Raw genomic sequence first — 11,652 nt, 5'->3', positions numbered from 1 at the left:
GGGTGGAAGGGGCGGCGTGGTGACCGCCCCTTGGGCCGGAAGCTCAAGAACCGAAATCCTTGTGCTGCGCGTTGCCGACGAATGCGAAGGTCTGTGCGCCTTCTTCCTTGATCAGCGCGATGGTGCGGGCCGACGTGTCATAGCTCGCGAGCGCAGCTGGCTCGAAGCGTAGCAGCGGTTGTTCTTCCATCGCGCTTGCTGCGGCGACCTGGGTGCGCAGTTGGTCCCGAGTAACTGCCGCACCGTTCCAAAGTAGCTCGTCATTGGCGGTGATGAAGACAGTGTTGGTTTCTGGGTCGAGGACGCATTGCGGGCAGGGCTTGTCAGTTGGTAGATCGACGGTCGTCTGGTGCGTCTGCACCGGGATGGCGAGGATCAGCATGATCAGCAGCACCAGCAGAACGTCGATAAACGGGGTGACGTTCATATCTCCCATTGCGCGGGCTTTCTTTGGGGCGAAGCCATTCGGACGGACGATCTTCTTTGGCATATTCTCTCTCCTCATCTGGCAACGGCTTTGCCATGCATCACCATCGCAAAGAGAGACTGTATATCATAACTAATAGGTTGCCTAACGCGTACCTTTTTTGTTGCGCACTCGCGTACGCGAGTGCGATTTCCTCGCTCACGCGACCTGAAGGTCGCGTCGCTGCGGGCGGGCGGTCGGCCTTGCAGCGGCTCACGCCGCCGGTTTAGTTTGCATTTGGTCGGTCACGAAGTGCCCGCAAGGCCGGAGCCGAAGTCGAAGACGCAGGCATGCAAAGCACACCTGCAAGGCCGTCGCGCCCTCTGGCGCGGGAAGCAAAGCTGGCCGTAGGCCTACCCACACGGGCCGGGTGGCCCGCGCCCGGCGGATGAGGGCGAAACACAGACTCCCCAAGATACGCTGCTCCTCGAAGAGCAAACAAAAAGGGCGGCTCCGATTGCTCGGGCCGCCCTTTTCAAATTCAGTGCAGATTTGATCCGCGTTAGCGGCTGCCGCCCACCGATGGGCCACCGCTGCCGAATTGACGGTACTTTTCGTTACCGACAAATCCGAACTTGGTGACGCCCGACTGCTTGATGATCTGCAGCACGCGGGCCGAGATATCGTAGCTGGCCAGCGCTTCCGGCTCGAACTGCAGTTCCGGTTCCACCGACATACTTGTTGTTTCTGCCAGCAGGGTGACGAGTTGGCCTTGGTTCACAGGCTCTGCGTTCCAGAGAATCTGATCGGTCGCAGTCAGAACGAGCTTGTTCTTGACCGGATCAATCTGGATGTCCTGCGGCGGCGGGTTGCCTTGCGGCAGGTCGATATCGACCGAGTGTGTCGCCACAGGAATGGTGATGATGAACATGATCAACAGCACGAGCAAAACGTCGATCAGCGGCGTCATGTTCATGTCGAGCATCGGCTCACCGTCGAGGTTGCCTCCGGACATACCCATGTCAGTTACTCCTTAAATCGGTTCGACGCTGCATCAGATACCCGGTTCGACCGGGTTCGAAATGAAGCCGACGGTTGGATAACCAGCCGCCTGAACGTTGTAGATGGCTCCGGCAACACAGCGCCACGGTGCGCGCTTGTCGGCACGAATGTGGACCTGCGGAATTGCGTCCGGATTTTCCATGATCGCTTCCGGACCACCAGCTGCCTGCACGATAGCGTCAAGTCGATTGAACGCCTGATCGTAGAGTTCTTGCGATGTCACCGGTGAGATATTGTTAAAATACACCCGGCACTCGCCGTTGCGCGCGGGTAGATCAAAACCCGGTTCACCAGCGCTAAGGCCGGCTGAGTCTGTCGTGCTGATCGTGAGAAGCAGGTTTTCAACCTTGTTCTTCGATTCGATCGATTCGAACACCGGGATCTCAAGCTTTTCGATCGTCTGGATCGCCACCGGAACCGCGATGAGGAAGATGATCAGAAGCACCAGCATGACGTCCACAAGCGGCGTCGTGTTGATGTCGGACATCGGGGTCTCGCCACCGCCTCCCGTCGAAATCGCCATTATGAATTCCTATCCTGAATTATCGTCATTTTTGAACGGCCAGTTGGCACGGTGCCTCAGCCTGGCTTGGTGGGGAGCGCACATTGGATGCGCTCCCCGCTCAATTCGTTCAGGCCTTACTTGGCGCCAGCAGGCTTGGCTGGGGCAGGCTTGGCAGCCGGCTTCTTGGCAGCAGGTGCAGCTGTCACGGCAGGCTTAACCGCGCCGTCCGAGCTGATGTACGCCAGGATATCGGTCGAGAAGCTGTTGAGCAGCTCGCCGATGCGGCGGTTACGGCTCTGCAGCCAGTTAAACGCAAGCACTGCAGGCACAGCCACGAGCAGACCAATCGCGGTCATGATCAGGGCTTCACCAACCGGACCGGCAACCTTGTCGATCGAGGCCGAACCTTCGATGCCGATGTTGATCAGAGCGCGGTAGATGCCGATCACGGTGCCGAGCAGACCGATGAACGGCGCGGTCGCGCCAACCGATGCGAGGAACGGCAGGCCGCCCGAAAGCGCGTAGTTGATCGAGTCTTCCGAACGCTGCAGCGAACCGTGCATGTAGTCATGCGCTTCGAGGCTGTCGGTCATTTTGCTGTGCTTTTCTTGAGCGTCGACGGCGTCGTCGGCGATCTGGCGCCATGCGCTGTTCTTCTCGAGCTTGGTCGCGCCTTCTTTAAGCGATCCGGCACGCCAGAAAGACGTCTGAACGCCCTTGTACTGACGCATCACCTTGTTCTGTTCGAACAGCTTGGTGAACAGGATGTAGAATGAGCCGACGCTCATAATGACCATGACGGCGAGGATCGACCAGGCGACCGGGCCGCCTTCTTCCATCGCTTCCCAGAAGCCAAACTTGCTCTCCGGTGCGGCTTCGGCGGCTGCAGCAGCCAACAGATAGGTTACGTTCATTGCGAAAAGTCCTCTTGAAAGAATAGTCCCGTTGGCCCCGGGCTCGCCTTGAGCCCGAAGCCGTTATGTTATCAATTTAAGCGGTATGTGATCCCGGTGCTGTATCGGCCCGTCGTCGGGTTTCCGGCGCGGTCAAGAGCCGGGTCGAACCTGGCATAGCGCTCCATCCCGCGGCAAGCCGCCTGATCGAGAACGCTTGAACCACTGGACCGAGTGACAGAGCAGCTGCTGACGCGGCCATTTGCACCAATAACCACTGCGACGCCGACGGTTCCTTCAACTTCCTCTCGCAAAGCGCGCGAGGGGTAGTTTTCCTGGATCCGGCGTGACCAGCGATTGAGACCTTTCGGCGATGCATCGCGAGCCAGCGAAGGTGCTGGAGGCGGCGGCGGCGGTGCTGGCGGCGCGATTGGAGCAGGCGGCGGAATCGTCAGCGCAGGCGGAGCAGGCGGCGGAATCGTCGGCTGCGTCTGAATCTGCGGAGGCGTCGGCGCGATGCTAATCGGCGGCGGCGGTGCTACTGGCGGCGGCGGTGCAACCTCTTCTGGCTGCTCCGGCGGCGGTTCGTCCGGTTCCTCAGGGGGCGGGGGCTCCTCAATGTCGACGGTGGTAACTCGCTCGATCACAGCCTGAGCGCCTTTAATCGCCAGGCCCGAGATGAGCAGCCACCCGATCAACACGTGGATCAGTGCCACGATCGCGATGGAAACAACTTTGTTTCCACCCATTTGTTGGTCAGCGTAGGCCATCCAGTCGCTTTCTCTCCATTATTCAGGCCGGTCGAAACCGGCACACCAATCACATTCGGTCATGGCGAACCGCAATGCGAATCCCAAATTCTTGGTCCTCCCGAACCGGGCCGTAAACCCCAATTGTCGAAGCCAGTCCCAGCTCGTTGGCCACTCTCACAGCTAACCGTGAAGTGCAGCCCTTGTCCCACGACGACCTTGTCCCCAACTTCGTCGCAAGCATCACGCGCTTTAACGGTCAACCCCTAGGCAATCAAACGCTTTATCGGTTCAGCGCTGATTCACTGCCTGTGCTCAGAGCTGTTTCTGGGCGATAATCAGGCACAAATTGAGGCACTGAGCAGGCACGGGATTTTTGCGATATGATGACCGTTAACCGAAATTTAATTAATAGATTCAGGACTCTGGCGGCTGTCGCGGCTTGTGCAATTTCACTGCCGTTTGCTGCAACTGAAGTTTCTGCACAGTCTTCGCAAGCTTTTGCCGCGACACCTGGCGATATGGCGACCTATGCGGACCTCACAGCGCTCGCCGAACGCAGTGAATTGGTCATCAGAGCAGAGATTCGGCGCCAATCGGTGGTCAAACCGGAACGCGCTCCGGGACTCCAGCCCGGATTCGCCCGCCTCTACATAGAGGCGAACACGATTGCGCTCATCGCCGGCTCCTCCAATGTTGGCGAATCGCTCGCCTATCTCGTCGACGTGCCGCTGAACGAGAAGGGTAAGCCCCCCAAGCTGAAGAAGCTTGAGATGTTGTTGTTTGCCAATTCCGTCCCTGGGCGGCCCGGTTCGGTGCAACTCGCCGGGAAAACCGCTCAGTTCGCCTACACACCCGCACTTGAGAATCGCCTGCGCCCGATTCTGCGCGAGCTGGTCGCGGCGGACAAACCGCCGACAATCACGGGAATTGCCGATGCGCTGGCCGTGCGCGGCACGCTTGTCGGCGAATCGGAAACGCAGGTGTTTCTCAGAACAAATGAAGGGTCGCCGGTTTCGATGAGCGTGATTCGCCGCCCTGGACAGTCGCCAGCATGGGGTGTGTCGTGGGGCGAGATCATCGATTCGTCCGCCCGCCCGCCAAACCCCGACACGCTTCAATGGTATCGCCTTGCCTGCGCTCTGCCCGAACGCTTGCCCAGCAGCGCGAATCTGGCCCGCGACCCCGCTGCGCGGCGTCTTGCCGCGCAAGACTATGAATTCGTAATCGGTGAGCTTGGCCCATGTACAAGGCGGGTGACCGAGGCGACCTGATCGCTTGACGGAGCGCCCGGCACGGCTAATCGCAACTCCGCCTTCACAGTGGAGTGATCCTTGACCGATACGCCTGCCTCCCCGCTTCGCATTGCCATCGCTGGCCTAGGAACCGTTGGTGCTGGCGTGATTCGCCTGCTCGGCACCAATCACGATCTCATTTCTGCGCGAGCTGGCAGGGCAATTGAAGTCGTGGCCGTGAGCGCGCGCGACCGGACCAAGGATCGCGGCATCGATATCGCGTCCTATGCCTGGGAAGACGACATGACCGCGCTGGCGAGCCGCGACGATGTAGACGTCGTTGTCGAACTCGTTGGCGGGTCGGACGGTCCGGCGCTGGCCTGTTCGCGTGCGGCGCTCTTGGCGGGAAAAGGCCTCGTTACCGCGAACAAGGCGATGATTGCGCATCATGGTCTGGCGTTGGCTGAGCAGGCCGAGCGAGCGGCAGTACCACTCAAATTCGAAGCGGCGGTCGCGGGCGGCATTCCGGTTGTGAAAGGTCTGCGCGAAGGCACCTCGGCCAATGCGCTCACCACGATCTACGGAATCCTCAACGGCACCTGCAATTACATCCTGTCAGAGATGGAAGCGACCGGCGCGGACTTTGCCGAGACGCTCGCGGAAGCACAGCGGCTCGGTTACGCCGAAGCCGATCCAACGTTCGACATCGAAGGGATCGACGCTGCCCACAAGCTAGCCATCCTCGCGGCAATAGGGTTTGGCGCGCGGATCGATTTCGATGCGGTGCGCACGACCGGCATCGTACAAGTCCGCGCGGCCGATATCGCGCAGGCCGATGCGCTCGGTTTCGTGATTCGCCTGATTGCGCAGGTCGATGTTGAAACCGGCACGGATGGTGAGGAGCGATTGCTCCAGCGCGTCCGCCCGTGCCTCGTTGCCAAGGATCATCCGCTTGCTCCGGTCGATGGTCCCACCAATGCCGTGGTCGCGGAGGGTAATTTCTCTGGTCGACTGCTGTTCCAAGGGGCTGGTGCTGGCGATGGGCCCACTGCCAGCGCTGTGGTTGCCGATTTGATCGATATTGCACGCGGAGAGGTTGGCGCGCCTTTCTCGATGCCCGTGGCACAGCTTTCGGCGATGCCTCCGGCTGAACCGGGCCACCGCATGGAGCGCACCTATCTGCGCTTTACCGTAAAGGATCGCCCCGGTGTTCTGGCCGAGATAACCGCCGCGATGCGCGACGCTGATGTATCCATCGAAAGCCTGATCCAGCCCGGCCGTGCCCGCGAGGGCGGTGAAGTGCTGGTGGCGATGGTCACGCATGAGGGGCGGGAGGGCAATATCGGCAAGGCGCTCGAGCTGCTGGAAGGCTCTGAAAGTCTGACGGCCCAACCTCTTGTTCTGCCGATTCTGCCGCACTGATCCCTATTCGTCGTCGACCGTGAAGCCGGGCGGAGGAAGGCCCAAATCCTCGCGCCGCCTGCGTAGCTCCTCTTCGTTCGGATCTTTGCCGAGCGGCGGCAGTCCACGCGCAATCCGGTCCGCATCCGAACCGGGCGGCGCTTCGGGCAGCGCGCCAACGTCGATCAAGAGTGCCGGAGGCGGAGCGCATGGCGGGACAGCGCAAACACCTCTGACCGTGAATGTGATCGTCGCAAGCGAGCCTTCGCCCGGGAACTGCAAACCGCTGCCGTCTACGTGCACGGGCTTCGGGCCCTGTGTCGCTTCAGCGTAGCGACGTTCCCAATCCGCCTTGTCCCAAGAGCCGTCGGTTGCCCGGTCCAGATCGCGGCAAACGATGATCTCGCCTGCGATCCGCGCAACATCAGCCTGGTCCTCGCATCGTTCCGAAACCACCGGATCGCGCTCGCGCTGCTCAAGCGCATCGGAAGTGTCGATGACCAGCCGACCTTCATCGGGTTCAAGCGCCGCAGGATCTTCTGCAGGCGGCGACGAATTGTCGCTCTCCTGCGCTGATGCCGGATCGGCAACCGGGGCAAAAATGAGTGTGGCGAGTGTCACCGCGATCCAGCAAATGCTGGATCGCCGCAGGAAGTTGAGCGCCCCGTTCAACTCTTACTTCGGGTCTTGCTCGAAGCGAGGCGGAGGAAGTCCCAGCGCTTCGCGGCGTTTGCGGATCTCATCCTCGGTCAGATTTTCATCCTGACCCAGCGGAGGCAGCCCGCGCGCAATCCGGTCTGCATCCGATCCTTTAGGAGCTTCCGGCAGAGCCTCGACGTCGATCAGCAAAGCTGGCGGCGGTGGGCAGGGCGGGATCAGGCACTGACCGGAAACGGTCGCCGGGCCGCGAAAGATTCCGCCACCGGCGACATCGGGGGCTTGGGGATCGCCTTCGAACGCGGTTTCGCGCGCGTAGCGCTTCTGCGCTTCGGAGCGGCTCCCGCTGTAGTAGTTCTCACCGCTCTCGCCGATCCTGCGGCACACCACGATATCGCCGCTGATCGTCCCAGCATCGGCATCGTCTTCGCATGCCTGCACCTGCGCTTCGTTCACGTCGCCGCGCGGCACAGTGATGAGGATGTTGATCGGTTCCGGGCGTTCGGCTGGCCGTTCTTCGGCAGGATCGCCATCCGCCTCGGCTTCTTCCGCCTGTGTCACGCCAGCGTCATCCTGCGCGCTCAGGGGAGCGGCACCCAAGAGCCCCGCAATGGCCACGCTCGCGCTGATGGCCAAAGTGCACAGGGAAGACGCGGCATTGCTCGACAAGCGCGTCTCCTTAGGCGTAAGCGCGGGGCACAAACCAATGCGTTCGGAGGCTGAATTTCGCATGAATAATCCTGATGGCACAGACGTTCTGGCGGCGAAAGAGCCGGACACTGAAAATGCAATTCAGCGCGTGTTGGTGCTGGAGATGGTCCGTGTAACCGAAGCAGCCGCTGTCGCCGCCGCGCAGTTGATCGGACGCGGTGATGAGAAAGCCGCCGATGCCGCAGCCGTGGAAGCGATGCGCCGTGCTTTCGACAACCTCTACATGGATGGCACAGTGGTGATCGGCGAAGGCGAGCGCGACGAAGCGCCAATGCTGTTCATTGGTGAGAAGGTCGGAATGGGCAAAGGGCCCAAGATCGACATCGCGCTCGACCCGCTCGAAGGCACCACCATTACCGCCAAGGCTGGCCCGAACGCGCTGGCGGTTCTGGCGGCGGCGGAAGAAGGCTGCCTGCTTAACGCGCCCGACGTCTATATGGACAAGCTCGCTGTCGGACCGGGCTATCCTGAAGGCGTCATCGATCTCGCCAAAAGCCCGACAGAGAATGTCGAATCGGTCGCCAAGGCCAAGGGCGTGAAGCCGTCCGAGATCATCATCTGCGTGCTCGACCGTCCGCGCCATGCCGATCTGATCGCTGAATTGCGCTCGATCGGGTGCGGCGTTGTCTTGATCGGTGACGGCGACGTGGCCGGCGTAATCGCTGTGACCGATGAAGACACCACTATCGACATGTATATGGGCCAGGGCGGCGCGCCAGAAGGTGTGCTTGCGGCGGCTGCCCTGCGCTGTGTCGGCGGGCAGTTCAACGGACGGCTCGTGTTCCGCAACGACGATGAAAAGGCCCGCGCAAAGAAGTGGGGTATCACCGATCTGAACCGCATCTACAAACTGGAAGACCTCGCCAGCGGCGACTGCATTTTTGCGGCAACCGGCGTGACCGAAGGCTCGCTGCTCGATGGCGTGAAGAAGCGCCGCATGCACACCGGCGAAACCGTGATGACCACCGAAAGCGTGGTTATGCGGGCTTCGTCGGGCACCGTGCGCTGGATCAAAGGTGAGCACCGCATCGGATAACCTGCTGTACTGCGCGAGCGGACAGTTCAGCGCGACGGTCCTCGCACGCGAAACAAGAATGCGTGATGGATCAAAGGCGAGCACTGGATCGGCTAGCTTGCGATTTGCGCTCGGCGGCGGGCAAAGTTGACATAGTTGACACCCTGTCAGGCAGCCTGCGTTGCCCTTACCTGCTGACTTTACAGCAGAAATCACGCTTGAAGCGAAGTTGACACTTGTCCAACTTGATTTGTGTGCGCCCAGCGGTTTCATTGCCTTTCGATTGCAGAATCATCGCGAGTAGGAAAATCGGTTCTCCTCAGGGTAATGGACCGCTCGCCTTGGAGGCCGTGAATGTCCGAAACGTTCGAAGCCATGCTCACCGGCGGTCACCCCAACTCATTGGGGCGGACCGAGGAAGTTGTCGCACTCGTCCTCGCCGATCCGGATCGTTTCGACGAGCTTTTCGAGTGCTACAAAAGCGAAGATGAAGTCGTCCGCCTGCGTGTATCCAGCGCGATGAAGCGGATTGAACCAGAGCGGCGCGATCTGATCATGGCCTATCTCGACCGCTTCATTAGCGAGATTGGCGCGCTGGATCAGGCATCGGCGCAGTGGACGCTTGCGCAATTGTTCGAGCGGATCGAGCCAGACATGTCCGCACAGCAAAAGCAGGGGGCGCTCGCGATCATGAAGCGCAATCTGGCCGAAAACAGCGACTGGATCGTGCTCAACATGACGATGGCGACATTGACCGATTGGTCCGCAGACGATGCCGATCTGCGGCAGTGGCTCAAGCCTCAACTTGAACGCCATGCCAACGACACGCGGAAGTCGGTCGCGAAGCGGGCCGGTAAACTGCTCAAGCGTTTGTGACTTCCTGCTCATCGCGCGTTCATTGGACGGCGCAAAGGAAAGTCTGAACTATGTCAATCAGCCTTCAGTGCTCCGGGGGATTGAGCGTGCTGCGCGCGTCTTTTGCTTCACTCTTGCTCTTGTCTGCGTGCGCGCTGTCTGCGCAGCCGCAGGCCCAACAGCAGATCGCAAGCCTGGTTGAGGTGGACGCAGAGCTGGACGCTATTCGCCCTTCGCTGCCCGATTGCGAGAACGGCTGTATCACTCCGGCCGAAGCGACAATCCTGGCATTCGAGGCGGGCGAAGGACGATCGCAGCCGGGGCGTTTCCTGCTCGACATTCGTGGCGGTGGCCGCAGCCTGCATGGCGAGCTTGAGGAGCTGTTCTTCATCAACTCGCGGCATGACTACGCGAAGCTTGGAACGCTCACGATCGCGTTCGAGCCCGATGCCTTGCGCGCGCTGCTCCGGCGCGCCCGAGTTTGCGGGGCGAACGAGGTGATCGATGGGCAGATCACTGTTAAAGGGTGCCGCACAAAAGGCATTTCGGACCTCAACATGTTCACGATGATGCAGCGGCTCGGCGGGCGGCGGATTGTGGTCGATGGCGAGGTCCGCCTGCAGTGGATCGATTCGCGCCTGGGTACACCGCGCCCGATTGCCAACAAGCGCGGCGAGAATGAGCTGGGCTACTATCAGGTCTGGGTTCGCGTCGAGGATGCCGACCAGGTGATCTTCGTCTATGACGACTGAACGCGAGATCTGCGACCAACCACCTGACGACAACCCCGTCCCGCTCTGTTGCGTTTCCATGACTGTCGGCTAGGCGAGTCAACGAAACGAAAAGCGGGGATTCGCAACCATGAAGATCATGTCCGGCAATTCGAACTTGCCGCTTGCGCGGGCCATAGCGGCCTATCTTGAAATCCCGCTGACCGACGCTAGCGTCCGCCGCTTCGCCGACGAGGAAGTGTTCGTCGAGATCCATGAAAATGTGCGCGGCGAGGACGTATTTCTGGTCCAGCCGACTGGCTTTCCGGCCAATGACAATCTGATGGAATTGCTGATCTGCATCGACGCGCTGCGCCGCGCTTCGGCCAAGCGGATCACGGCTGTGGTGCCATATTTCGGCTATGCGCGGCAGGATCGGAAGCCTGGACCGCGCACGCCGATCTCTGCCAAGCTGGTGGCGAACCTGATCACCGAAGCCGGGGCAGACCGGGTGCTCGCGGTTGATCTGCATGCGGGGCAGATTCAGGGGTTCTTCGATATCCCGACGGATAATCTTTACGCCGCGCCTGTGATGGCTGCGGATATTCAGGCGCGCTACGGCGATCAGGACCTGATGGTCGTCTCGCCTGATGTTGGCGGTGTGGTCCGTGCCCGCGCTCTGGCCAAGCGGCTCGACAACGCACCGCTGGCCATCGTCGACAAGCGCCGCGATCGTCCCGGCGAAAGCGAAGTCATGAACATTATCGGTGAAGTCGAAGGGCGGCACTGCGTGATGATCGACGACATCGTCGATTCCGGCGGCACACTATGCAACGCAGCCGATGCGCTGCTCGCCAATGGCGCGAAGTCGGTCGCAGCCTATATCACGCACGGCGTGCTATCGGGCGGCGCAGTCGCGCGGATCGACGGGTCGCAGCTCAAGGAGCTGGTGATTTCGGATTCGATCCGCCCGACCGAAGCGGCGGAAGCTTCCGACCGTATCCGGATACTCACCATGGCTCCGCTGGTCGGTGAGGCGATCCGCCGGATCGCCGATGAAAGTTCGGTTTCCAGCCTGTTTGATTGAGTGTGTTTGACCCGGATGAGGTCAAGGAAATCCTCATCGGCGTAGCGCGCGCTCGCGGTGCGCTGACCTATTCGCAAATGCTTGGCTTGCTCGGCCATCGCTTCACGCGTCCCCTGATGCGGCAGCTTTGCAGTGTGCTCGATGCCCTCGATGAAGAAGGGCGCGGCGCGGGCGAACCGGGACTTGCAGTTTTGGTTGTGCGGCAATCGGATGGGTTGCCGGGCCAGGGCTGGTTCGTGTCACGCTCGCATTTGAGCGAGGACCTGCCCGGTGAATGGCCGCTCGAATGGGAAGGCAGCGAAGCACGGGCCTATGTCAGCCTGCATCAGCAATTGGCGTATGAGTATTGGGCCGAGAAGTAGCGTC

Annotated in this window: 14 protein-coding genes; 7 read left to right on the top strand and 7 right to left on the bottom strand. The window is 60.8% G+C overall.

Annotated elements, in window-relative coordinates; genetic code table 11:
- Window positions 1–43 precede the first annotated feature (43 nt).
- From Q0837_RS14055 to Q0837_RS14035, 5 genes are all read right to left on the bottom strand, one after another.
- The gene (locus tag Q0837_RS14055) at window positions 44–490 is read right to left on the bottom strand and encodes a biopolymer transporter ExbD (protein ID WP_298470402.1); all 447 of its coding nucleotides are present in this window, start codon (window positions 488–490) and stop codon (window positions 44–46) included.
- Between the two features lie 478 nt (window positions 491–968).
- Window positions 969–1,427 (bottom strand): biopolymer transporter ExbD, encoded by a 459-nt coding sequence (locus Q0837_RS14050; RefSeq protein ID WP_298470400.1) that lies wholly within the window; start codon window positions 1,425–1,427, stop codon window positions 969–971.
- Window positions 1,428–1,460: 33 nt separating this feature from the next.
- On the bottom strand, window positions 1,461–1,991 hold the full coding sequence (locus Q0837_RS14045) for a biopolymer transporter ExbD (protein WP_298470398.1): 531 nt from the start codon (window positions 1,989–1,991) through the stop codon (window positions 1,461–1,463).
- 116 nt (window positions 1,992–2,107) lie between these two features.
- Complete coding sequence (locus Q0837_RS14040) at window positions 2,108–2,887, bottom strand: MotA/TolQ/ExbB proton channel family protein (protein WP_298470396.1); 780 nt, start codon at window positions 2,885–2,887, stop codon at window positions 2,108–2,110.
- A 71-nt stretch (window positions 2,888–2,958) separates the two neighbouring features.
- Window positions 2,959–3,615: an energy transducer TonB gene (locus Q0837_RS14035; protein ID WP_298470394.1), complete on the bottom strand. Its 657-nt coding sequence runs from the start codon at window positions 3,613–3,615 to the stop codon at window positions 2,959–2,961.
- 521 nt (window positions 3,616–4,136) lie between these two features.
- Between Q0837_RS14035 and Q0837_RS14030 the strand changes: the two genes are divergently transcribed.
- Both Q0837_RS14030 and Q0837_RS14025 read left to right on the top strand, forming a co-directional pair.
- Window positions 4,137–4,889, top strand: coding sequence for a hypothetical protein (locus Q0837_RS14030; RefSeq protein WP_298470393.1), 753 nt, complete (start codon window positions 4,137–4,139; stop codon window positions 4,887–4,889).
- A gap of 60 nt (window positions 4,890–4,949) precedes the next feature.
- Window positions 4,950–6,272, top strand: a complete 1,323-nt coding sequence (locus Q0837_RS14025) for a homoserine dehydrogenase (protein WP_298470391.1) — start codon at window positions 4,950–4,952, stop codon at window positions 6,270–6,272.
- A 3-nt stretch (window positions 6,273–6,275) separates the two neighbouring features.
- Here Q0837_RS14025 and Q0837_RS14020 read toward each other — a convergent pair whose 3' ends face one another.
- Complete coding sequence (locus Q0837_RS14020) at window positions 6,276–6,923, bottom strand: hypothetical protein (RefSeq protein WP_298470389.1); 648 nt, start codon at window positions 6,921–6,923, stop codon at window positions 6,276–6,278.
- 3 nt (window positions 6,924–6,926) lie between these two features.
- Entirely contained in the window at window positions 6,927–7,508 is a 582-nt protein-coding gene (locus Q0837_RS14015; RefSeq protein WP_298470388.1) for a hypothetical protein, read from the bottom strand.
- Between the two features lie 130 nt (window positions 7,509–7,638).
- Between Q0837_RS14015 and glpX the strand changes: the two genes are divergently transcribed.
- The 5 genes from glpX (at window position 7,639) to Q0837_RS13990 (ending at window position 11,648) form a co-directional block, all read left to right on the top strand.
- Entirely contained in the window at window positions 7,639–8,655 is a 1,017-nt protein-coding gene (gene glpX / locus Q0837_RS14010; protein WP_298471761.1) for a class II fructose-bisphosphatase, read from the top strand.
- A 333-nt stretch (window positions 8,656–8,988) separates the two neighbouring features.
- Complete coding sequence (locus Q0837_RS14005; RefSeq protein WP_298470386.1) at window positions 8,989–9,510, top strand: hypothetical protein; 522 nt, start codon at window positions 8,989–8,991, stop codon at window positions 9,508–9,510.
- 50 nt (window positions 9,511–9,560) lie between these two features.
- Window positions 9,561–10,241, top strand: coding sequence for a hypothetical protein (locus Q0837_RS14000; protein ID WP_298470385.1), 681 nt, complete (start codon window positions 9,561–9,563; stop codon window positions 10,239–10,241).
- Between the two features lie 109 nt (window positions 10,242–10,350).
- Window positions 10,351–11,286 (top strand): ribose-phosphate pyrophosphokinase, encoded by a 936-nt coding sequence (locus Q0837_RS13995; protein ID WP_298470384.1) that lies wholly within the window; start codon window positions 10,351–10,353, stop codon window positions 11,284–11,286.
- A 2-nt stretch (window positions 11,287–11,288) separates the two neighbouring features.
- Window positions 11,289–11,648 carry a ribose-phosphate pyrophosphokinase gene (locus Q0837_RS13990; protein WP_298471759.1) on the top strand — a complete coding sequence of 120 codons (360 nt, stop codon included), beginning with the start codon at window positions 11,289–11,291 and terminating at the stop codon, window positions 11,646–11,648.
- Window positions 11,649–11,652 lie beyond the last annotated feature (4 nt).

Origin of the sequence: uncultured Erythrobacter sp. (genome assembly GCF_947499705.1) — a bacterium.
Taxonomy (GTDB): domain Bacteria; phylum Pseudomonadota; class Alphaproteobacteria; order Sphingomonadales; family Sphingomonadaceae; genus Erythrobacter.
Note: the sequence above shows the minus strand (reverse complement) of the source record. Positions and strands in the feature narration are given on the sequence as shown.

Excerpts from the sequence above, each read along its gene's own strand:
- Q0837_RS14030 (WP_298470393.1), top strand. The coding sequence starts at position 4,137 with ATGGCGACCTATGCGGACCTCACAGCGCTCGCCGAACGCAGTGAATTG.
- glpX (WP_298471761.1), top strand. The coding sequence starts at position 7,639 with ATGAATAATCCTGATGGCACAGACGTTCTGGCGGCGAAAGAGCCGGAC.
- Q0837_RS14055 (WP_298470402.1), bottom strand. The coding sequence starts at position 490 with ATGCCAAAGAAGATCGTCCGTCCGAATGGCTTCGCCCCAAAGAAAGCC.
- Q0837_RS14035 (WP_298470394.1), bottom strand. The coding sequence starts at position 3,615 with ATGGGTGGAAACAAAGTTGTTTCCATCGCGATCGTGGCACTGATCCAC.
- Q0837_RS14050 (WP_298470400.1), bottom strand. The coding sequence starts at position 1,427 with ATGGGTATGTCCGGAGGCAACCTCGACGGTGAGCCGATGCTCGACATG.
- Q0837_RS14005 (WP_298470386.1), top strand. The coding sequence starts at position 8,989 with ATGTCCGAAACGTTCGAAGCCATGCTCACCGGCGGTCACCCCAACTCA.
- Q0837_RS13995 (WP_298470384.1), top strand. The coding sequence starts at position 10,351 with ATGAAGATCATGTCCGGCAATTCGAACTTGCCGCTTGCGCGGGCCATA.
- Q0837_RS14000 (WP_298470385.1), top strand. The coding sequence starts at position 9,561 with ATGTCAATCAGCCTTCAGTGCTCCGGGGGATTGAGCGTGCTGCGCGCG.
- Q0837_RS14040 (WP_298470396.1), bottom strand. The coding sequence starts at position 2,887 with ATGAACGTAACCTATCTGTTGGCTGCTGCAGCCGCCGAAGCCGCACCG.
- Q0837_RS14045 (WP_298470398.1), bottom strand. The coding sequence starts at position 1,991 with ATGGCGATTTCGACGGGAGGCGGTGGCGAGACCCCGATGTCCGACATC.